This is a genomic window from Escherichia sp. WS338, assembly GCF_046486405.1.
Classification (GTDB): Bacteria; Pseudomonadota; Gammaproteobacteria; order Enterobacterales; family Enterobacteriaceae; genus Escherichia; species Escherichia coli.
This window is the reverse complement of the sequence record NZ_JBJQLL010000008.1, coordinates 126,305-147,599: the sequence shown is the minus strand read 5'-3', so window position 1 is coordinate 147,599 and position 21,295 is coordinate 126,305. Positions and strand designations below refer to the sequence as shown.

The following is a 21,295-nucleotide window of genomic DNA, read 5'->3' as shown; positions in this document are numbered from 1 at the left end:
TTACATTTATGTAACTTAATAAATAATCGTCCTCAAATCAAATTAAAAGTCAATAGGTTGAAATAACTCCAGGAATTTGCTGATATTCCGCCTTCAGAGGGTTTGCTATGATCAGCGGTTACTGTGATGTGCTTAATGATGCTCAAGTTAAACTCCACGCTTGCCGATAGCCAACCGCAGAATCATGTTTTGTGTCCGGTGCGACTGACCACGCCTGACAGACTAAGTAAGATGGGGAAAGCATGAGCACCATTGTGATTTTTTTAGCTGCTTTGCTGGCCTGCTCACTACTTGCGGGATGGCTGATAAAAGTGCGATCCAGACGGCGTCAGCTGCCCTGGACCAACGCCTTCGCGGATGCGCAAACGCGTAAACTCACACCTGAAGAACGTAGCGCCGTTGAAAATTATCTTGAGAGCCTGACGCAGGTATTACAGGTGCCTGGCCCAACGGGAGCCAGCGCGGCACCGATCTCTCTGGCGCTGAATGCCGAAAGCAACAACGTCATGATGCTAACACACGCTATCACGCGTTACGGCATCTCTACCGACGATCCGAATAAATGGCGTTACTACCTCGATTCGGTAGAAGTCCACCTGCCCCCTTTCTGGGAGCAGTACATCAACGATGAGAATACCGTTGAACTGATTCATACCGATTCGCTGCCGCTGGTTATTTCACTCAACGGTCATACGCTGCAGGAGTACATGCAGGAAACTCGCGGCTATGCCTTGCAACCTGTTCCGTCAACACAGGCGTCGATTCGCGGGGAAGAGAGTGAGCAAATCGAGCTACTCAATATTCGCAAAGAAACGCACGAAGAGTATGCGCTAAGTCGTCCGCGCGGGCTGCGCGAAGCGTTGCTGATTGTCGCCTCCTTCCTGATGTTCTTTTTCTGCCTGATTACCCCGGATGTATTTGTTCCGTGGCTGGCAGGCGGCGCGTTACTGCTGCTGGGCGCAGGTCTGTGGGGGCTATTCGCGCCCCCGGCAAAATCCTCCCTGCGGGAAATTCATTGTCTGCGCGGTACACCCCGTCGTTGGGGATTGTTTGGCGAAAACGATCAGGAACAGATCAACAATATTTCACTCGGTATTATCGACCTGGTCTACCCCGCACACTGGCAGCCATACATTGCTCAGGATCTCGGTCAACAAACCGATATCGATATCTATCTCGACCGCCACGTAGTGCGTCAGGGGCGATATCTTTCGCTGCATGATGAAGTAAAAAACTTTCCGTTACAGCACTGGCTGCGCAGTACGATTATCGCTGCGGGCTCGCTACTTGTGCTGTTTATGCTGTTATTCTGGATCCCGCTGGATATGCCGCTGAAATTCACCCTCTCGTGGATGAAAGGCGCGCAGACCATTGAAGCCACCAGCGTGAAACAACTGGCTGACGCTGGCGTGCGGGTTGGCGATACATTGCGTATTAGCGGTACGGGAATGTGTAATATTCGCACTTCCGGTACCTGGAGCGCGAAAACCAACTCACCTTTTTTACCGTTTGACTGCTCGCAGATCATCTGGAATGACGCCCGCTCATTGCCATTACCAGAATCTGAATTGGTCAACAAAGCGACGGCATTGACCGAAGCAGTTAATCGCCAGCTGCACCCTAAACCGGAAGATGAATCTCGCGTCAGCGCCTCATTACGTTCAGCAATTCAAAAATCCGGCATGGTATTGCTTGATGATTTTGGCGACATAGTACTGAAGACAGCGGATCTGTGTTCTGCCAAAGATGACTGTGTGCGACTGAAAAATGCGCTGGTCAATCTCGGCAACAGTAAAGACTGGGACGCGCTGGTAAAACGCGCCAACGCCGGGAAGCTCGATGGCGTGAATGTGTTATTACGCCCGGTGAGTGCGGAATCGCTGGATAACCTGGTGGCAACCTCCACCGCGCCGTTTATCACGCATGAAACAGCGCGAGCGGCACAATCACTAAACAGTCCGGCCCCCGGCGGATTCCTGATTGTCAGCGACGAAGGCAGCGATTTTGTTGATCAGCCCTGGCCTTCGGCATCACTTTACGACTACCCGCCGCAAGAACAGTGGAACGCTTTCCAGAAACTGGCACAAATGCTGATGCATACGCCGTTTAACGCCGAGGGTATCGTCACAAAAATCTTCACTGACGCCAATGGTACGCAGCATATAGGCCTTCATCCGATCCCGGATCGTTCCGGCCTGTGGCGCTATCTCAGCACCACGCTGCTGCTACTGACGATGCTGGGTAGCGCCATTTATAATGGCGTACAGGCCTGGCGGCGTTACCAGCGTCATCGTACTCGCATGATGAAGATTCAGGCCTATTATGAAAGCTGCCTGAACCCACAACTGATCACCCCTTCAGAAAGCCTTATCGAATAACACGTTTGCGCGGCAGGTTATGCTACCCTGTCGCGCAAATTGCTTCACTCTGGAGATTTCCCTCATGCATATCAACATTGCCTGGCAGGACGTAGATACCGTTCTGCTGGATATGGACGGCACGTTGCTCGACCTCGCCTTCGATAACTATTTCTGGCAAAAGCTGGTGCCTGAAACATGGGGCGCGAAAAACGGGGTTACGCCACAGGAAGCGATGGAATATATGCGCCAGCAATATCACGACGTACAGCATACGCTAAACTGGTACTGTCTTGATTACTGGAGTGAGCAACTGGGTCTGGATATCTGTGCGATGACCACCGAGATGGGACCGCGCGCCGTACTGCGTGAAGATACCATTCCGTTTCTTGAGGCACTGAAAGCCAGCGGTAAGCAGCGAATTTTGCTCACCAATGCGCATCCGCACAACCTGGCGGTAAAACTTGAGCATACCGGTCTGGACGCACACCTTGATTTATTACTTTCCACCCACACATTTGGTTATCCGAAAGAGGATCAGCGGTTATGGCATGCGGTGGCCGAAGCTACGGGTCTGAAAGCTGAAAGAACGCTGTTTATTGATGACAGCGAAGCGATTCTCGATGCTGCCGCGCAATTTGGTATTCGTTACTGCCTCGGCGTGACTAATCCTGACTCCGGGATTGCCGAGAAACAGTATCAACGCCATCCGTCACTGAATGACTACCGCCGCCTGATCCCCTCGCTAATGTGAAGGAGACGCCATGAAAGAAAAACCTGCTGTTGAGGTTCGACTGGATAAATGGCTATGGGCTGCCCGTTTTTATAAAACCCGCGCGCTGGCCCGTGAAATGATTGAAGGCGGTAAGGTGCATTACAACGGGCAGCGCAGCAAGCCGAGCAAAATCGTCGAGCTGAATGCCACGCTCACTCTGCGCCAGGGAAATGACGAACGCACGGTGATTGTAAAGGCGATTACTGAACAGCGTCGCCCCGCCAGCGAGGCAGCCTTGCTGTATGAAGAGACTGCGGAAAGTGTAGAGAAACGCGAAAAAATGGCGCTGGCACGTAAACTTAATGCCTTAACCATGCCGCACCCGGACCGACGCCCGGACAAAAAAGAGCGCCGCGACCTGTTACGATTTAAACACGGCGACAGTGAATAACTGTCACCTGCAAGAGAGATGATTATGCCGCAACATGACCAATTACATCGCTATCTGTTTGAAAACTTTGCCGTTCGCGGCGAACTGGTAACCGTTTCGGAAACCCTGCAACAGATCCTTGAGAACCACGATTATCCGCAGCCCGTTAAAAACGTGCTGGCAGAACTGCTGGTTGCGACCAGCCTGTTAACCGCTACGCTGAAGTTTGATGGTGATATCACCGTACAGCTGCAAGGCGACGGTCCGATGAATCTGGCGGTTATTAACGGTAACAACAAACAGCAGATGCGCGGTGTGGCGCGCGTGCAGGGCGAAATTCCAGAAAATGCCGACCTGAAAACGCTGGTCGGCAATGGTTACGTGGTGATCACCATCACCCCGAGCGAAGGTGAACGCTATCAGGGCGTGGTGGGTCTGGAAGGTGATACTCTGGCGGCCTGCCTGGAAGATTACTTTATGCGTTCTGAACAGCTGCCGACGCGCCTGTTTATTCGCACCGGCGACGTAGACGGCAAACCGGCTGCAGGCGGTATGTTGTTGCAGGTAATGCCTGCGCAAAATGCCCAGCAGGACGACTTTGACCACCTGGCGACGCTAACCGAAACCATCAAAACCGAAGAACTGTTGACCTTACCGGCAAACGAAGTGTTGTGGCGTTTGTATCACGAAGAAGAGGTGACGGTTTATGATCCGCAGGATGTGGAGTTCAAATGCACCTGCTCGCGTGAACGTTGCGCCGACGCGCTAAAAACGCTGCCGGATGAAGAAGTCGATAGCATCCTGGCGGAAGATGGCGAAATTGACATGCATTGTGATTACTGCGGTAACCACTATCTGTTCAATGCGATGGATATTGCTGAAATCCGCAACAACGCGTCTCCGGCAGATCCGCAAGTTCATTAATGAGTATGTCCGGCAGAGAGGGCTCTGCCGGATTTTACGACGTAATGGCCTGATGCGCTGCGCTTACCAGGCCTATGAAATAAATCGCAAGTTATTTTGGTCAGATACAGCGTCGTATCCGTTAAAAGCGTTGTCACTTACTTAAGTTTATTTCCAGCGTTTCACCATCTACCGTCAGATCGCGCCACGCTTTCGGCCTCGTCCCCAGTTTTCCATCCTTCGCAGCTGTGAGTAATTTTTCTTTCGTTATTTTGTGCGGAAGTAAACTCATATCAAGCGCGTCCCATTCTTTTCTGGCTGAGTCAAAGCCATAGACAATGACTCTGTCATCATTAAAAGCAAACAGGATCCGCTCCGCCTGACCATCACTATTCAGATCTTGCTCGACCAGTACGCAGGCGTCTTTTTCAATACAGGTCATCACGTTATAGCGATCCTGGATTAAGGCCGACCAGAATGTCGCATCCGGTTTACCAGAACCTGGGGCAATTAACACATTATCGGCTAATACTTTTTCCGATACCTGTTCCTGAAGATGTTGCTCTCCATCTAACGCCATCAGCAGATCCCGCGCGCGTTTCGGGTCTTTCATATACTCGGCATCGCTTTTCAGCGACTCAAGCGCCGCACGTCCATAGCGACCGCTCTGTTCGAGCATATAGAGACTTACCTGGTCTGGCGTGTTTTTGCCGCTCTGATAACGCGCCATATGACTGTTCACGCTAATGCGCATACTGTCCAGCACCGGAGAATTAAGAAGCACCAGTATTACCAACACCAATAACGAAACCGCAAGGTTCACTTTGCCCTGAAGAACAAGGGGGTTTTGCCCTTTACGCCAGACGATACTGACAAAATACCCCAGCGACCATACCAGTAACACCAGCACCGCCAGCGCGCCCTGCAAGCGGTCGACAGTCCAGCCGTACTGAGCGACCCGCAGCCATAACGCCCAGGCGGCGACGAACACATACAGCGGAGCAACCAGCAAAGCGGTTTTAATCAGGCAACGCAACGGCCCCGTCCAGGGAAGAGACGCTTTTTGCGGATCGCGGACAATAGCCATTAAGATCAATTGCAAAAAGGCCAGCGTTAACAGCAACCCAGCGGCGGAGATGTGGCGAGAAATCGCGCTCAGGCCCGTAAACGGCAGGGTGATAATAAACATCAGGGTTAGCAATGATACTAACGGCAGCAACCCCGTGGCGATTAACGTGAACAACTTTTGAATAGAGTCGATTAAACGTGACTGTGTTCGCGCGAGGATCACCGCCAGCGCGGTAACCAGACCTAACGTGAGATAAATAAACCAGTCGGTTGCAAAAAAGAGCGTTTTGAAAAACGTGATGCCAACAAGTTTAAACAACTCACTCCACAGTAAAAGCACCAGCCACGTCAGGCCATTGGCGAGAAAAATCACCAGGAATATAAGTACGTTATGCCATACTGACTGGTAAAAATAGCGATAGCGGCTACTGTCATTGCGGATGCGAAGGCTTTGTTGTATCCACGGTAGCAACAACATTGCCATCAGCAGCAGATAGAAGCCAAAATCCCAAAGCGCCTTTTCAGCTCTCCAGGGGTTCATGCCATCAATTTGCCACTTTAGCCAACCGCTCATCCCTAGCGTGGCAATAAACACCAGCGCCAGCCATCCCCAAAAGCGCTTCTGTTTAAAGGAGATCACGGAGAAGAGTAAAACGGATGAAAACGCGACGGTCGCAGGCACGCCATAAACAATCCAACTGAGATTTTTTCCGGCAAGCCAGGCGATCAGCAGGTAGCAAACCAGCCCCTGAAGTAATCCGGTAGCAATCATCCCCCAGCGTGTTGCCGGTGAAAGTTCAACGTTATCCATGTTGGTTATCCAGAATCAAAAGGTGGGTTAATTATCGCATCCGGGCAGTAGTATTTTGCTTTTTTCAGAAAATAATCAAAAAAAGTTAGCGTGGTGAATCGATACTTTACCGATTGAATTTGCATCAATTTCATTCATGAATGCGATTCCACTCACAATATTCCCGCCATATAAACCAAGATTTAACCTTTTGAGAACATTTTCCACACCTAAAATGCTATTTCTGCGATAATAGCAACCGTTTCGTGACAGGAATCACGGAGTTTTTTGTCAAATATGAATTTCTCCAGATACGTAAATCTATGAGCCTTGTCGCGGTTAACACCCCCAAAAAGACTTTACTATTCAGGCAATACATATTGGCTAAGGAGCAGTGAAATGCGCGTTAACAATGGTTTGACCCCGCAAGAACTCGAGGCTTATGGTATCAGTGACGTACATGATATCGTTTACAACCCAAGCTACGACCTGCTGTATCAGGAAGAGCTCGATCCGAGCCTGACAGGTTATGAGCGCGGGGTGTTAACTAATCTGGGTGCCGTTGCCGTCGATACCGGGATCTTCACCGGTCGTTCACCAAAAGATAAGTATATCGTCCGTGACGATACCACTCGCGATACTTTCTGGTGGGCAGACAAAGGCAAAGGTAAGAACGATAACAAACCTCTCTCTCCGGAAACCTGGCAGCATCTGAAAGGCCTGGTGACCAAACAGCTTTCCGGCAAACGTCTGTTCGTTGTCGACGCCTTCTGTGGTGCGAACCCGGATACTCGTCTTTCCGTCCGTTTCATCACCGAAGTGGCCTGGCAGGCGCATTTTGTCAAAAACATGTTTATTCGCCCGAGCGATGAAGAGCTGGCAGGTTTCAAACCAGACTTTATCGTTATGAACGGCGCGAAGTGCACTAACCCGCAGTGGAAAGAACAGGGTCTGAACTCCGAAAACTTCGTGGCGTTTAACCTGACCGAGCGCATGCAGCTGATTGGCGGCACCTGGTACGGCGGCGAAATGAAGAAAGGGATGTTCTCAATGATGAACTACCTGCTGCCGCTGAAAGGTATCGCGTCTATGCACTGCTCCGCCAACGTTGGTGAGAAAGGTGATGTTGCGGTGTTCTTCGGCCTTTCCGGCACCGGTAAAACCACCCTTTCCACCGACCCGAAACGTCGCCTGATTGGCGATGACGAACACGGCTGGGACGATGACGGCGTGTTTAACTTCGAAGGCGGCTGCTACGCAAAAACTATCAAGCTGTCGAAAGAAGCGGAACCTGAAATCTACAACGCTATCCGTCGCGATGCGCTGCTGGAAAACGTCACCGTGCGTGAAGATAGCACTATCGACTTTGATGATGGTTCAAAAACCGAGAACACCCGCGTTTCTTATCCGATCTATCACATCGATAACATCGTTAAGCCGGTTTCCAAAGCGGGCCACGCAACGAAAGTTATCTTCCTGACCGCAGACGCCTTTGGTGTGCTGCCACCGGTTTCTCGTCTGACTGCCGATCAAACCCAGTACCACTTCCTCTCTGGCTTCACCGCCAAACTGGCCGGTACAGAGCGCGGCATCACCGAACCGACGCCAACTTTCTCCGCCTGCTTCGGCGCGGCATTCCTGTCGCTGCACCCAACTCAGTACGCAGAAGTGCTGGTGAAACGTATGCAGGCGGCAGGCGCGCAGGCGTATCTGGTTAACACCGGCTGGAACGGCACTGGCAAACGTATCTCGATTAAAGATACCCGCGCCATTATCGACGCCATCCTCAACGGTTCGCTGGATAACGCAGAAACTTTCACTCTGCCGATGTTTAACCTGGCGATCCCAACCGAACTGCCGGGCGTAGACACGAAGATTCTCGATCCGCGTAACACCTACGCCTCTCCGGAACAGTGGCAGGAAAAAGCTGAAACGCTGGCGAAACTGTTTATCGACAACTTCGATAAATACACCGACACCCCTGCGGGTGCCGCGCTGGTAGCGGCTGGTCCGAAGCTGTAATCAGCTGAAATCTCATTGACCCCTTATCCAAACGGATAAGGGGTTTTTTTATATCTAATTAGCTACCAATATGTACACGGTACACTTATAATTATCAATAGACCGCAGGATGCATTATGTTCACGTTTATTGAACTACAAGGATTTAGCAAACGCCGCCAGTTATTGCTACCTGATGATGAGTTCCGGGCTTTTCAGGAACTACTCATTCAAGATCCCACTGCCGGTGACATTATCGCAGGCACAGGCAGTTTTAGAAAAATTCGCTGGAACCGTTCTGGAATGGGGAAACGGGGTGGCATTCGGATAATTTATTACAACGTAACACGCAATGGCCGAATTTATCTGGCGTTGATTTATCCTAAAAATGAACAGGATGATTTAACAGAAGAACAAAGAAAGGCATTGAAACTATTGTCCGAGAAGCTGCTTTAATGTTGAAGCTCCACAAATTCCACCATGGCCGAAATGTCAACGGAGGCATTGAAAACAGATGAAAGATGAATTATTTGCTGATCTTCTTGCCAGCGCAGAAGAAATGGTACGCATCGAAAAGGGTGAAGAAACGCCTGAACCAGAGCACGTCCATACTTTTAGCGAAATCGATGTAAAAGCGATCCGTGAAGCAACGGGTTTACGTCAGCAAGATTTTGCTGTCGCCGTAGGGGTAAGTTATGACCTGGTCAAAAGCTGGGAAACCAAACGCCGTCAACCTACCGGAGCACCCCGAAAATTGCTCCTGCTTTTGCAAGCGAATCCTTTCATTATCAATCAATTGAAAACAATCTAAAAACAGGAGGCACCTTCGCCTCCCGTTTTATTTACCCTTCTTTTGTCGCACCCTGCGCCCGCGTTACCGGCACAGGCAGCCAGGCGCGAATGGAAAGCCCGCCCCGCTCGCTGGTGCCAAGCTCCAGCATGCCGTTATGGTTATCCACGATACGCTGCACAATTGCCAGCCCTAATCCCGTGCCGCTAATGGTGCGCGCACTGTCGCCGCGAACAAACGGCTGGAACAGGTGCTTACGTTGTTCCGGCGCAATTCCCGGACCGTCATCTTCTACCTGGAACCAGGCGCGATTCGGCTCCGTTCCGCTGCTGACTTTGATCCAGCCATTGCCGTAACGGGCGGCGTTGACCACCATATTCGCCACCGCGCGTTTGATCGACAGCGGGTGCATTTTCACCTCAATGCTGCCGGGGTAAAGCGCGGTTTCAATTTCCCGCTCATAGCCACTTTCGGCGGCAATCACCTCACCGAGCACTGCGTTGAGATCCGCCATTTCCATCGGCATCTCCTGCCCGGTGCGCAGGTAGTCGATAAACTGCTCAATGATGGCGTTGCACTCTTCGATATCTTTATTGATCGATTCTGCCAGGTAGCCATCCTGCTCGCTCATCATCTCGGTTGCCAGGCGAATGCGCGTCAGCGGCGTACGCAGATCATGACTTACCCCCGCCATCAGCAGCGTGCGATCATCCGCCAGTTGCTTAACACCAGCCGCCATATGGTTAAAGGCGCGGGTAACCGAACGCACCTCCGAAGCGCCATATTCACGCAGTGGCGGCGGAATAATCCCTTTACCGACCTGCAGAGCAGCATGTTCGAGATCGACCAACGGTCGGTTCTGGATACGGATAAACAGCCACGCCCCGCCTATCGCCAATAGCATAATCGCCAGCGTATAGCGGAACAGCGGAGAAAAATCACCCTGATGAATTTCGGTCAGCGGCACACGCACCCAGATATTGGGCGACAGCCAGGTTTTCAGCCAGACGACAGGCGAACTTTTGTTGACCTCAACGCGTACTTCCGTCGGGCCGCCCAGTTGCTGCGCCATCTGATGGCTTAAGAATTCATAGTGTTGTGCCCAACGCAGACCAGCCTCTTCGGCAGCTTCGTTGGAGTAGAGAGAGATCCCCAGCTCACGGTAGATCTCCCGACGGAAAGCGGGAGGCACAACCAACTGCGTGCCGTCCTCCAGTTGCAGTTTGTCGGTCATCAACATACGCACTTCGTACGCGAGGACTTTATTAAACTGCTGGAGGCTCGGCAAAATCGCGAAGTTCAGCACCACCAGATAAGTCGTCACCAGGCTGACGAACAGCAAGGTGACGATGAGCAATAACGTGCGGGCAAATGAACTTCGTGGCGAGAAGCGCAATCGCCTCATGCTTTAGAACCGTCCGGTACAAAGACGTAGCCCAGACCCCAGACGGTCTGAATGTAACGCGGATGCGCCGGATCTTCTTCTACCATGCGGCGCAGACGCGAAATCTGCACGTCGATGGAACGTTCCATTGCGGAGTATTCACGGCCACGGGCAAGGTTCATCAGCTTATCGCGGGAGAGCGGCTCACGCGGATGGCTGACCAGTGCCTTCAGTACCGCAAACTCACCGCTGGTGAGCGGCATCGGCTCGTCTTCGCGGAACATTTCGCGCGTACCGAGGTTAAGTTTGAACTTACCGAAAGCAATTACCGCCTCTTCCTGTGACGGCGCGCCCGGCAGTTCGTTCGCCTGACGACGCAGCACCGCACGAATGCGGGCCAGCAGTTCACGCGGGTTAAACGGTTTCGGAATGTAGTCGTCAGCGCCAATCTCCAGACCAACGATACGGTCCACTTCTTCTCCTTTCGCCGTCACCATAATGATCGGCATCGGGTTGCTCTGGCTACGAAGACGTCGGCAAATCGACAAGCCATCTTCACCAGGTAACATCAAATCCAGTACCATAAGATGGAAAGATTCACGAGTCAGCAGGCGATCCATCTGTTCTGCATTAGCGACGCTTCGAACCTGGAAGCCTTGTTCGGTGAGATAACGTTCCAGCAGCGCGCGCAGGCGCATATCGTCATCGACCACCAGAATCTTGTAGTTCTCTTGCATTGTTTGTACTCCCAAAGGTTCGCAACAATTTGTAAGCGTGTATTCTTAAAAAAGCTCACGTTCGTCACCAGCTAAATCTGGTATGAATTTCAGCCTAAATTGTTACAAAGCATATTAAACAGCAGCTTAAGTATACAATTTATTCGGCGAAACATTATTGATTCTGTTGATATGATCACGTTATACCCAATGTGCGCATTATCAAACAGACAAAGGGAATCAACGAGATGAAAACGCCCCTGGTTACCCGGGAAGGGTATGAAAAACTCAAACAAGAGCTTAATTATCTCTGGCGTGAAGAACGCCCGGAGGTCACAAAAAAGGTGACCTGGGCCGCAAGTCTGGGCGACCGCAGCGAAAATGCTGACTATCAGTATAATAAAAAGCGCCTGCGTGAAATCGACCGTCGCGTGCGCTATCTCACTAAATGCATGGAAAATCTCAAAATCGTCGATTACTCCCCTCAGCAGGAAGGCAAAGTCTTTTTTGGTGCGTGGGTGGAGATTGAAAACGACGATGGCGTGACTCACCGTTTCCGTATTGTCGGCTACGATGAAATTTTTGGCCGTAAAGATTACATCTCTATCGATTCCCCGATGGCTCGCGCATTGTTGAAAAAAGAGGTGGGCGATTTGGCGGTGGTGAATACCCCTGCCGGGGAAGCGAGCTGGTATGTGAATGCTATCGAGTACGTGAAACCGTAAGGAAGAGTCTTAACCTCCTGCCGATGGCTGGCATTTTTGCCAGCCAGTCCGTATAACTATCCCCTGATTTTTGATCCGAAAAGATGAACTCAAACCATGATGAATGATTCGTTCTGCCGCATTATTGCGGGTGAAATTCAGGCGCGCCCGGAACAGGTTGACGCTGCCGTTCGCCTGCTTGACGAAGGGAATACCGTGCCGTTTATCGCACGTTATCGTAAGGAAATCACCGGCGGTCTGGATGACACGCAGCTGCGTAATCTGGAAACGCGCCTGAGCTATCTGCGCGAGCTGGAAGAGAGACGTCAGGCGATCCTCAAGTCCATTTCCGAGCAAGGCAAACTCACTGACGAGCTGGCGAATGCCATCAACGCCACACTAAGCAAAACCGAACTCGAAGACCTCTACCTGCCCTACAAACCTAAACGCCGCACCCGCGGGCAAATCGCCATTGAAGCAGGGCTTGAGCCGTTGGCTGACCTGCTGTGGAGCGATCCGTCACACACGCCAGAAGTCGCCGCTGCACAATATGTTGATGCCGATAAAGGCGTGGCAGATACCAAAGCCGCGCTGGACGGCGCGCGCTATATCCTAATGGAACGGTTTGCCGAAGATGCCGCGCTGCTGGCGAAAGTGCGTGATTATCTGTGGAAGAACGCGCATTTGGTCTCAACCGTGGTGAATGGTAAAGAAGAGGAAGGGGCGAAATTCCGCGACTATTTCGATCATCACGAACCGCTGTCCACGGTGCCTTCTCACCGCGCGCTGGCGATGTTCCGTGGTCGTAACGAAGGCGTACTTCAGCTTTCGCTGAATGCCGATCCGCAGTTCGAAGAGCCGCCGAAAGAGAGCTATTGCGAGCAAATCATCATGGATCACCTTGGCCTGCGCCTGAACAATGCCCCGGCGGATAGCTGGCGCAAAGGTGTGGTGAGCTGGACATGGCGCATCAAGGTGTTGATGCATCTGGAAACTGAACTGATGGGCACCGTGCGCGAACGCGCGGAAGATGAAGCAATCAACGTCTTTGCCCGTAACCTGCACGATCTGCTGATGGCGGCCCCTGCCGGACTGCGTGCAACGATGGGCCTCGATCCGGGTCTGCGTACCGGGGTAAAAGTGGCGGTAGTCGATGCGACAGGTAAACTGGTGGCGACCGATACCATTTATCCGCATACCGGGCAGGCCGCAAAAGCAGCGATGACCGTTGCTGCGCTGTGTGAAAAGCATAACGTTGAACTGGTGGCGATCGGCAACGGTACAGCTTCTCGCGAAACCGAACGTTTCTATCTCGACGTGCAGAAGCAGTTCCCGAAAGTGACCGCGCAGAAAGTGATCGTCAGCGAAGCTGGCGCGTCGGTTTACTCGGCTTCCGAGCTGGCAGCACAGGAATTCCCGGATCTCGACGTTTCGCTGCGTGGCGCGGTGTCTATCGCCCGTCGTTTGCAGGATCCGCTGGCGGAGCTGGTGAAAATCGATCCGAAATCTATCGGCGTAGGTCAGTATCAGCATGACGTCAGCCAGACGCAGCTGGCACGCAAACTGGATGCAGTAGTAGAAGACTGCGTAAACGCCGTTGGCGTCGATCTCAACACCGCTTCTGTTCCTCTGTTAACCCGCGTGGCGGGCCTGACGCGCATGATGGCGCAAAACATCGTGGCCTGGCGCGATGAGAACGGCCAGTTCCAGAACCGTCAGCAACTGTTAAAAGTGAGCCGTCTGGGGCCGAAAGCCTTCGAGCAGTGCGCGGGCTTCTTGCGCATTAACCACGGTGATAACCCGCTGGACGCTTCTACCGTTCACCCGGAAGCCTATCCGGTGGTGGAACGCATTCTGGCAGCAACACAGCAGGCACTGAAAGATCTGATGGGTAACAGCAGCGAACTGCGTAACCTGAAAGCGTCTGACTTTACTGATGAGAAATTCGGTGTGCCGACGGTAACCGACATCATCAAAGAGCTGGAAAAACCGGGTCGCGATCCGCGTCCGGAATTTAAAACCGCTCAGTTTGCCGATGGCGTCGAGACAATGAACGACCTGCAACCGGGTATGATCCTCGAAGGTGCGGTGACCAACGTCACCAACTTTGGCGCGTTTGTCGATATTGGCGTGCATCAGGACGGCCTGGTTCACATCTCTTCATTGTCGAACAAGTTTGTGGAAGATCCGCATACCGTGGTGAAAGCGGGCGACATTGTGAAGGTGAAAGTGCTGGAAGTGGATCTTCAGCGTAAACGTATCGCCCTGACCATGCGTCTGGACGAGCAGCCTGGCGAAACCAACGCCCGTCGCGGTGGCGGTAACGATCGCCCGCAAAACAACCGCCCGGCAGCCAAACCGCGTGGGCGTGAAGCGCAGCCTGCCGGTAATAGCGCGATGATGGATGCGCTGGCGGCGGCAATGGGCAAAAAACGTTAAACGCCCGGACTGGCCCCTAAACCTGCGCGATTAGGCGTTCACGCCACATCTGGCAACGAACGCCTTGCCTGACATAAAAGTGCCGGAGAATATCTCCGGCCTTTTTATTCCACAAGCAAACTCATAATATATCCCGTTAATATTTATCACTTCATTAACAACTGAAACCTTAATTAAACATTAACCAGCCATAATAATTCGTCATGCGAATTATATTTTCGCTGCGATATAACCTTGAGCCATATCAACATTGAGTCAGATTATTATTCAAACCAACATTCACACACATTTTAAGTATTGCTGATAGAAACCATTCTCATTATCATTGTACTGTTGATTATTTAATCTCTCCTTCGTTGGCAAATCATCTGGTCTCATGTCGCTGTCAAACGCCCCATGAGGTAGTTATCCAGTTAATGAGAAACAAGTAGGCACCTATGCAATACACTCCAGATACTGCGTGGAAAATTACTGGCTTTTCCCGTGAAATCAGCCCGGCATATCGCCAAAAACTGCTTTCTCTTGGCATGTTACCTGGCTCCTCTTTTAATGTGGTGCGCGTCGCTCCACTCGGCGACCCCATTCATATCGAAACCCGTCGTGTGAGCCTGGTATTACGCAAAAAAGATCTGGCCTTATTAGAAGTGGAAGCGGTTTCCTGTTAATACGGTGATAACAACAATGAAAAAATTAACCATTGGCTTAATTGGTAATCCAAATTCTGGCAAGACAACGTTATTTAACCAGCTCACTGGCGCACGTCAGCGTGTAGGTAACTGGGCTGGCGTTACCGTCGAACGTAAAGAAGGGCAATTCTCCACCACCGATCATCAGGTCACGCTGGTGGACCTGCCCGGCACCTATTCTCTGACCACCATCTCATCGCAGACCTCGCTCGATGAGCAAATCGCCTGTCACTACATTTTGAGTGGCGACGCAGACCTGCTGATTAACGTGGTGGATGCGTCTAACCTTGAGCGTAACCTGTACCTGACGCTGCAACTGTTGGAACTCGGCATTCCCTGCATCGTGGCACTGAACATGCTCGACATTGCCGAGAAGCAAAATATTCGTATTGAAATTGATGCTCTGTCGGCGCGTCTTGGCTGCCCGGTGATCCCGCTGGTTTCAACCCGTGGTCGCGGTATTGAAGCGCTCAAGCTGGCGATTGATCGCTATAAAGCTAACGAGAATGTGGAACTGGTGCATTACGCACAGCCGCTACTCAACGAAGCAGATTCACTGGCAAAAGTGATGCCTTCCGACATCCCGCTGAAACAACGTCGCTGGCTGGGCCTGCAAATGCTGGAAGGCGATATCTACAGCCGCGCCTACGCCGGTGAAGCGTCGCAGCATCTGGATGCCGCCCTCGCCCGTCTGCGTAATGAGATGGACGATCCGGCGCTGCACATTGCCGATGCGCGTTACCAGTGCATTGCTGCCATCTGTGATGTGGTAAGCAACACCCTGACGGCAGAACCCAGCCGTTTCACCACTGCGGTAGATAAAATCGTGCTCAACCGTTTCCTCGGTCTGCCGATTTTCCTCTTTGTGATGTACCTGATGTTCCTGCTGGCTATCAACATCGGCGGGGCGTTACAGCCGCTGTTTGACGTCGGCTCCGTGGCGCTATTTGTGCATGGTATTCAATGGATTGGCTACACGCTCCACTTCCCGGACTGGCTGACTATCTTCCTCGCCCAGGGCCTGGGTGGCGGTATTAACACCGTGCTGCCACTGGTGCCGCAGATCGGCATGATGTACCTGTTCCTCTCCTTCCTTGAGGACTCCGGCTATATGGCGCGTGCGGCGTTTGTGATGGACCGCCTGATGCAGGCGCTGGGCTTGCCGGGGAAATCCTTTGTACCGCTGATCGTCGGCTTCGGTTGTAACGTACCATCGGTAATGGGCGCACGTACGCTTGATGCACCGCGTGAACGCCTGATGACCATCATGATGGCACCGTTTATGTCCTGCGGCGCACGTCTGGCTATCTTCGCAGTATTCGCGGCTGCCTTCTTCGGGCAGAACGGTGCGCTGGCGGTCTTCTCGCTGTATATGCTGGGTATCGTAATGGCGGTGCTGACGGGCCTGATGCTCAAGTACACCATCATGCGCGGTGAAGCGACGCCGTTTGTCATGGAGCTGCCGGTCTACCATGTACCACACGTTAAAAGCCTGATTATCCAGACCTGGCAGCGTCTGAAAGGCTTCGTTCTGCGTGCTGGTAAAGTGATTATCATCGTCAGCATTTTCCTGAGTGCTTTCAACAGCTTCTCTCTGAGCGGGAAAATCGTCGATAACATCAACGACTCGGCGCTGGCTTCCGTCAGCCGGGTGATCACCCCAGTCTTCAAGCCGATTGGCGTGCATGAAGATAACTGGCAGGCAACGGTTGGCCTGTTTACAGGTGCCATGGCGAAAGAAGTGGTAGTGGGTACGCTCAACACCCTCTACACCGCAGAAAATATTCAGGACGAAGAGTTCAATCCGGCGGAATTTAACCTCGGTGAAGAGCTGTTCAGTGCGATAGATGAAACCTGGCAGAGCCTGAAAGACACCTTCAGCCTTAGCGTACTGATGAACCCCATTGAAGCCAGCAAAGGCGACGGCGAAATGGGGACCGGGGCGATGGGCGTGATGGATCAGAAATTCGGTAGCGCAGCAGCAGCTTACAGCTACCTGATTTTCGTCCTGCTGTATGTACCATGTATCTCGGTGATGGGAGCCATCGCCCGTGAATCAAGCCGTGGCTGGATGGGCTTCTCCATCCTGTGGGGGCTGAATATCGCTTACTCGCTGGCAACATTGTTCTATCAGGTCGCCAGCTACAGTCAGCACCCAACTTACAGCCTGGTGTGCATTCTGGCGGTTATCCTGTTTAACATCGTGGTTATCGGTCTGCTGCGCCGCGCGCGTAGCCGGGTGGATATCGAACTGCTGGCAACCCGCAAGTCGGTAAGCAGTTGCTGCGCAGCCAGCACCACCGGTGATTGCCATTAATGGCTTCACTTATTCAGGTGCGTGATTTGCTGGCGTTACGGGGCCGTATGGAAGCGGCCCAGATAAGCCAGACATTGAACACTCCGCAGCCAATGATTAACGCCATGCTGCAACAGCTGGAAAGCATGGGCAAAGCCGTGCGGATTCAGGAAGAACCTGACGGCTGCCTCTCTGGCAGTTGTAAAAGCTGCCCGGAAGGCAAAGCCTGTCTGCGCGAGTGGTGGGCGCTGCGTTAACCATACTCCATCGCCTGTTTTGAAAAGCCCGGTATGCGTTTGCATCCGGGCTTTTTTGCGTGCGGCTTTCCATAAAAATGCAACCCTTGCAGTACAACGTAAGTTCCTCTGAAAGCGTCTCGCAGGGATGAAAACTCGCTAATGCACAGGTGTGGAGTGGCGCGTAGAGTCACGGCATTCAAACAACAGGTGAAGGAACGCCATGAGCAAAAAGCAGAGTTCCACCCCACATGATGCACTATTCAAACTCTTTTTACGCCAACCGGACACGGCACGCGATTTTCTTGCGTTCCATTTACCGGCACCTATTCACGCGCTCTGTGATATGAAAACCCTCAAGCTGGAGTCGAGCAGCTTTATTGATGACGATCTGCGTGAAAGCTATTCCGACGTGCTGTGGTCGGTGAAAACGGAACAAGGACCGGGATATATCTATTGTCTGATTGAACATCAAAGCACCTCAAACAAACTGATCGCATTTCGCATGATGCGTTACGCTATTGCCGCAATGCAAAATCACCTGGATGCCGGATACAAAACGTTGCCGATGGTGGTGCCATTGTTGTTTTACCACGGTATTGAAAGCCCCTATCCCTATTCGCTGTGTTGGCTGGATTGTTTCGCCGATCCCAACCTGGCAAGGCAGCTTTATGCCTCCGCATTTCCGCTGATTGATGTCACCGTCATGCCTGATGATGAAATCATGCAGCACCGACGTATGGCGCTGCTGGAGTTAATTCAAAAACATATTCGTCAACGCGATCTGATGGGGCTGGTAGAGCAAATGGCCTGCTTATTAAGTAGTGGATACGCTAATGACAGACAAATCAAAGGGCTGTTTAATTACATCTTGCAAACCGGCGATGCGGTACGTTTTAACGATTTTATCGACGGCGTTGCCGAACATTCACCGAAACACAAGGAGAGCTTAATGACTATTGCGGAAAGATTGCGGCAGGAAGGGTTTCAGAAAGGTATACGTACCAACGCCCTAAATATTGCCAAAACCATGCTGGACGCCGGAGTTTCTCTTGAGGACGTTCTGCGATTTACCAGCCTGACGGTTGAAGACCTTGCTGAAATAAATCATCAATAACGTAAAGGATGGTTTTAATGACAGATGCAGAAAGAGAATATCTTATTAGTTACCTGATTGGTTATTTATTGGGTCGACGCCTGGAAGCCCTGGATATCGCCAAAAGAATGCTGTAATCCGGAGTCCCTCTTGCGGACATCATGCGCTTTACCGGGGTGTCAGAAGAAGAGTTGGCTGCGGCGAGTCAGTAAAATTCTGTCTCGCCATTTCAAAAGCCACCTACACCCTCTGCTTCAACGCCACCAGCACGTGACGAAACTCGACCGGATGCGAAATAAACGGCGCATGGGCCGCTTTGGCGAAAATGTACGACTCGCTGTGCGGCCAGAGTTTATCCAGCATCGGCACCACTTTGCGCGGCACCAGACCATCGAGATAGCCATACAATCGCAAAAACGGCATGGACACGTTTTGCAGCGGCTGACGGAGATCGACCGTTTTCAGGATTTCCAGCCCGCCATTAAGCACGTCAACCTCCGGCATCGGTAACGCCAGAACGGTTTTCTTCAGCGCCCGCGCATCCTGGCGCGCCGTTTCAGTACCCATGGTTTGTAACGCAAGGAACCGTTCCACTGTACGCTGAAAATCATCACTGAGTTGCTGCTGAAATCCCGCCAGCACGTCCGGTTTTATCCCCGGCCACTCGTCACGAGCACTAAAACAAGGCGACGACGCCACGGTGACCAGCGCCTGAACACGCTCGGGATGGGTTAACGCAATCTGGCTTGCCACCAGCCCGCCCAGACTCCAGCCTAACCAAATGGCTTTATCAGGTGCCTGTCGCAGCACGGCTTCGGCCATATCAGCAAGTGACATCGCACCAAATCCCCGGCTACGCCCGAAGCCGGGCAGGTCAACAAGGTGCAGCGTAAAATGCGAGCTCAGTTCCTCGTCAATGCAACGCCACACTTCGGCATTCAGTCCCCATCCGTGCAACAGCACAAGATGAACATTCCCCTGACCTTTGGTCTGCCACCAGATGTTATTCATCCGCTATTGTTCTCTTTTTACTTACAAGGATGAACATATGCTAACAGTACCGGGATTATGCTGGCTATGCCGAATGCCGCTGGCGTTAGGTCATTGGGGGATTTGTTCGGTATGCTCACGCGCCGCCCGTACAGATAAAACGTTATGCCCCCAATGTGGATTACCCGCCACACACTCACATCTTCCCTGCGGTCGCTGCCTGCAAAAACCGCCGCCCTGGCAAAGACTGGTCACGGTTGCCGACTATGCGCCGCCGTTAAGTCCGCTTATCCACCAGCTTAAGTTTTCCCGGCGCAGCGAAATCGCCAGCGCCCTGGCACGTCTGTTACTATTGGAAGTCTTACACGCTCGTCGCACCACCGGGTTGCAATTGCCGGATCGCATTATCAGCGTTCCGTTATGGCAGCGGCGTCACTGGCGTCGGGGATTTAATCAGAGCGATTTGCTGTGTCAGCCGTTATCACGCTGGTTGCACTGCCGATGGGATAGCGAAGCCGTCACACGAACACGGGCCACTGCGACCCAGCATTTTCTCAGTGCCCGGCTGCGCAAGCGCAACCTGAAAAATGCCTTTCGCCTTGAATTGCCTGTGCAAGGTCGCCATATGGTGATTGTGGATGATGTCGTCACCACCGGAAGTACCGTCGCAGAGATTGCGCAGTTGCTTTTACGCAATGGTGCGGCGACTGTCCAGGTCTGGTGCCTTTGTCGAACCTTGTAGAGCCTCGATGATGGGCGTATTATAACCAACTAAAATAGTCAACTATTAGGCCATTACTATGATCCGTATTTCCGATGCTGCACAAGCGCACTTTGCCAAACTGCTGGCAAATCAGGAAGAAGGGACACAAATCCGCGTATTTGTGATTAACCCTGGCACGCCTAACGCTGAATGTGGCGTTTCTTATTGTCCGCCGGACGCTGTAGAAGCCACCGACACTGCCCTGAAATTTGACCTGCTGACCGCGTATGTTGATGAGTTAAGCGCTCCTTACCTGGAAGATGCAGAGATCGACTTTGTTACAGACCAGTTGGGTTCCCAGTTAACGCTGAAAGCGCCTAACGCCAAAATGCGTAAAGTCGCAGACGATGCACCGCTGATGGAGCGCGTGGAGTATATGCTGCAGTCGCAGATCAACCCACAGCTTGCTGGTCACGGTGGTCGCGTTTCGCTGATGGAAATCACCGAAGACGGTTACGCCATTCTGCAATTTGGCGGCGGCTGTAACGGTTGTTCTATGGTAGATGTGACGCTGAAAGAAGGGATCGAGAAGCAGCTGCTGAACGAATTCCCGGAGCTGAAAGGTGTGCGCGATCTCACCGAACACCAGCGCGGCGAGCACTCCTACTACTAAGTTATCCCCTCTTTTGTAGATTGCCCGATGCGACGCTAAAGCGTCATTTCGGGCCTACGTTGAACATGTGCCAGACGTTGGCGCAGCATTGCTTTGGCAACCCCCTCCCTTCGTTTCCCCGCGATAATATGACCAACCTCTCATAATTTAAATTTACCCCGCTCTGGTGATTCTCAAACGCCGGATGTTACCCGTATCATTCACGTGGGTACCAAACATACTCCTGACATCTGACTACAATAATTAGTTTTAGTGGGTATCAGTCGTGGTGCCGCAATATCTCTGTTCCCGATTGGGATAATTAGAGTTTGTCGTCAGA

At 52.1% G+C, this 21,295-nt stretch carries 19 protein-coding genes; 15 read left to right on the top strand and 4 right to left on the bottom strand.

Annotation, left to right across the window (positions count from 1 at the left end; translation table 11 throughout):
• Nucleotides 1-242: 242 nt before the first annotated feature.
• The 4 genes from igaA to hslO all read left to right on the top strand — a co-directional run bounded on the left by igaA (nucleotide 243) and on the right by hslO (nucleotide 4,426).
• Nucleotides 243-2,378, top strand: coding sequence for an intracellular growth attenuator protein IgaA (gene igaA, locus ACJHWT_RS09935; RefSeq protein WP_000104522.1), 2,136 nt, complete (start codon nucleotides 243-245; stop codon nucleotides 2,376-2,378).
• 64 nt (nucleotides 2,379-2,442) lie between these two features.
• Nucleotides 2,443-3,111 (top strand): GMP/IMP nucleotidase, encoded by a 669-nt coding sequence (gene yrfG / locus ACJHWT_RS09930; protein WP_001295168.1) that lies wholly within the window; start codon nucleotides 2,443-2,445, stop codon nucleotides 3,109-3,111.
• A 10-nt stretch (nucleotides 3,112-3,121) separates the two neighbouring features.
• Nucleotides 3,122-3,523 (top strand): ribosome-associated heat shock protein Hsp15, encoded by a 402-nt coding sequence (hslR, locus tag ACJHWT_RS09925; protein ID WP_000660483.1) that lies wholly within the window; start codon nucleotides 3,122-3,124, stop codon nucleotides 3,521-3,523.
• Nucleotides 3,524-3,547: 24 nt separating this feature from the next.
• Entirely contained in the window at nucleotides 3,548-4,426 is an 879-nt protein-coding gene (hslO, locus tag ACJHWT_RS09920) for an Hsp33 family molecular chaperone HslO (RefSeq protein WP_001389818.1), read from the top strand.
• Between the two features lie 133 nt (nucleotides 4,427-4,559).
• Here the strand turns inward: hslO and ACJHWT_RS09915 are convergent, their stop codons facing one another.
• A complete protein-coding gene (locus tag ACJHWT_RS09915; RefSeq protein ID WP_000370846.1) occupies nucleotides 4,560-6,284 on the bottom strand; it encodes a DUF4153 domain-containing protein in 1,725 nt (574 codons plus the stop codon).
• 378 nt (nucleotides 6,285-6,662) lie between these two features.
• Here ACJHWT_RS09915 and pckA point away from each other — a divergent pair, with 378 nt between their 5' ends.
• The 3 genes from pckA (at nucleotide 6,663) to nadS (ending at nucleotide 9,074) form a co-directional block, all read left to right on the top strand.
• A complete protein-coding gene (gene pckA / locus ACJHWT_RS09910; RefSeq protein ID WP_410232327.1) occupies nucleotides 6,663-8,285 on the top strand; it encodes a phosphoenolpyruvate carboxykinase (ATP) in 1,623 nt (540 codons plus the stop codon).
• A 116-nt stretch (nucleotides 8,286-8,401) separates the two neighbouring features.
• A complete protein-coding gene (locus ACJHWT_RS09905; protein WP_000493756.1) occupies nucleotides 8,402-8,719 on the top strand; it encodes a type II toxin-antitoxin system RelE/ParE family toxin in 318 nt (105 codons plus the stop codon).
• A 58-nt stretch (nucleotides 8,720-8,777) separates the two neighbouring features.
• Nucleotides 8,778-9,074, top strand: coding sequence for a NadS family protein (gene nadS / locus ACJHWT_RS09900; protein WP_000650976.1), 297 nt, complete (start codon nucleotides 8,778-8,780; stop codon nucleotides 9,072-9,074).
• A 31-nt stretch (nucleotides 9,075-9,105) separates the two neighbouring features.
• Here the strand turns inward: nadS and envZ are convergent, their stop codons facing one another.
• Nucleotides 9,106-10,458: a two-component system sensor histidine kinase EnvZ gene (gene envZ / locus ACJHWT_RS09895; protein ID WP_001253707.1), complete on the bottom strand. Its 1,353-nt coding sequence runs from the start codon at nucleotides 10,456-10,458 to the stop codon at nucleotides 9,106-9,108.
• The gene (ompR, locus tag ACJHWT_RS09890; RefSeq protein ID WP_001157751.1) at nucleotides 10,455-11,174 is read right to left on the bottom strand and encodes a two-component system response regulator OmpR; all 720 of its coding nucleotides are present in this window, start codon (nucleotides 11,172-11,174) and stop codon (nucleotides 10,455-10,457) included. The genes envZ and ompR overlap by 4 nt, the downstream gene beginning before the upstream one ends.
• 227 nt (nucleotides 11,175-11,401) lie before the next feature.
• Between ompR and greB the strand changes: the two genes are divergently transcribed.
• From greB to rpnA, 6 genes are all read left to right on the top strand, one after another.
• On the top strand, nucleotides 11,402-11,878 hold the full coding sequence (gene greB, locus ACJHWT_RS09885; protein ID WP_000856744.1) for a transcription elongation factor GreB: 477 nt from the start codon (nucleotides 11,402-11,404) through the stop codon (nucleotides 11,876-11,878).
• A 96-nt stretch (nucleotides 11,879-11,974) separates the two neighbouring features.
• Entirely contained in the window at nucleotides 11,975-14,296 is a 2,322-nt protein-coding gene (locus tag ACJHWT_RS09880) for a Tex family protein (protein ID WP_000980757.1), read from the top strand.
• A 437-nt stretch (nucleotides 14,297-14,733) separates the two neighbouring features.
• Complete coding sequence (gene feoA / locus ACJHWT_RS09875; protein WP_001200455.1) at nucleotides 14,734-14,961, top strand: ferrous iron transporter A; 228 nt, start codon at nucleotides 14,734-14,736, stop codon at nucleotides 14,959-14,961.
• 16 nt (nucleotides 14,962-14,977) lie between these two features.
• Nucleotides 14,978-17,299 carry a Fe(2+) transporter permease subunit FeoB gene (feoB, locus tag ACJHWT_RS09870; RefSeq protein ID WP_000737007.1) on the top strand — a complete coding sequence of 774 codons (2,322 nt, stop codon included), beginning with the start codon at nucleotides 14,978-14,980 and terminating at the stop codon, nucleotides 17,297-17,299.
• Entirely contained in the window at nucleotides 17,299-17,535 is a 237-nt protein-coding gene (feoC, locus tag ACJHWT_RS09865) for a [Fe-S]-dependent transcriptional repressor FeoC (protein ID WP_000157586.1), read from the top strand. The genes feoB and feoC overlap by 1 nt, the downstream gene beginning before the upstream one ends.
• 202 nt (nucleotides 17,536-17,737) lie before the next feature.
• Nucleotides 17,738-18,631 carry a recombination-promoting nuclease RpnA gene (gene rpnA / locus ACJHWT_RS09860; protein ID WP_000039071.1) on the top strand — a complete coding sequence of 298 codons (894 nt, stop codon included), beginning with the start codon at nucleotides 17,738-17,740 and terminating at the stop codon, nucleotides 18,629-18,631.
• Nucleotides 18,632-18,850: 219 nt separating this feature from the next.
• Here the strand turns inward: rpnA and bioH are convergent, their stop codons facing one another.
• Entirely contained in the window at nucleotides 18,851-19,621 is a 771-nt protein-coding gene (gene bioH, locus ACJHWT_RS09855; protein WP_001060098.1) for a pimeloyl-ACP methyl ester esterase BioH, read from the bottom strand.
• A gap of 37 nt (nucleotides 19,622-19,658) precedes the next feature.
• On the opposite strand from bioH, the gene gntX reads away from it, so the two are divergent.
• Nucleotides 19,659-20,342 (top strand): DNA utilization protein GntX, encoded by a 684-nt coding sequence (gene gntX / locus ACJHWT_RS09850; RefSeq protein WP_001318079.1) that lies wholly within the window; start codon nucleotides 19,659-19,661, stop codon nucleotides 20,340-20,342.
• A 58-nt stretch (nucleotides 20,343-20,400) separates the two neighbouring features.
• Nucleotides 20,401-20,976, top strand: coding sequence for a Fe-S biogenesis protein NfuA (gene nfuA / locus ACJHWT_RS09845; protein ID WP_000619389.1), 576 nt, complete (start codon nucleotides 20,401-20,403; stop codon nucleotides 20,974-20,976).
• The last annotated feature ends 319 nt before the right edge of the window (nucleotides 20,977-21,295 follow it).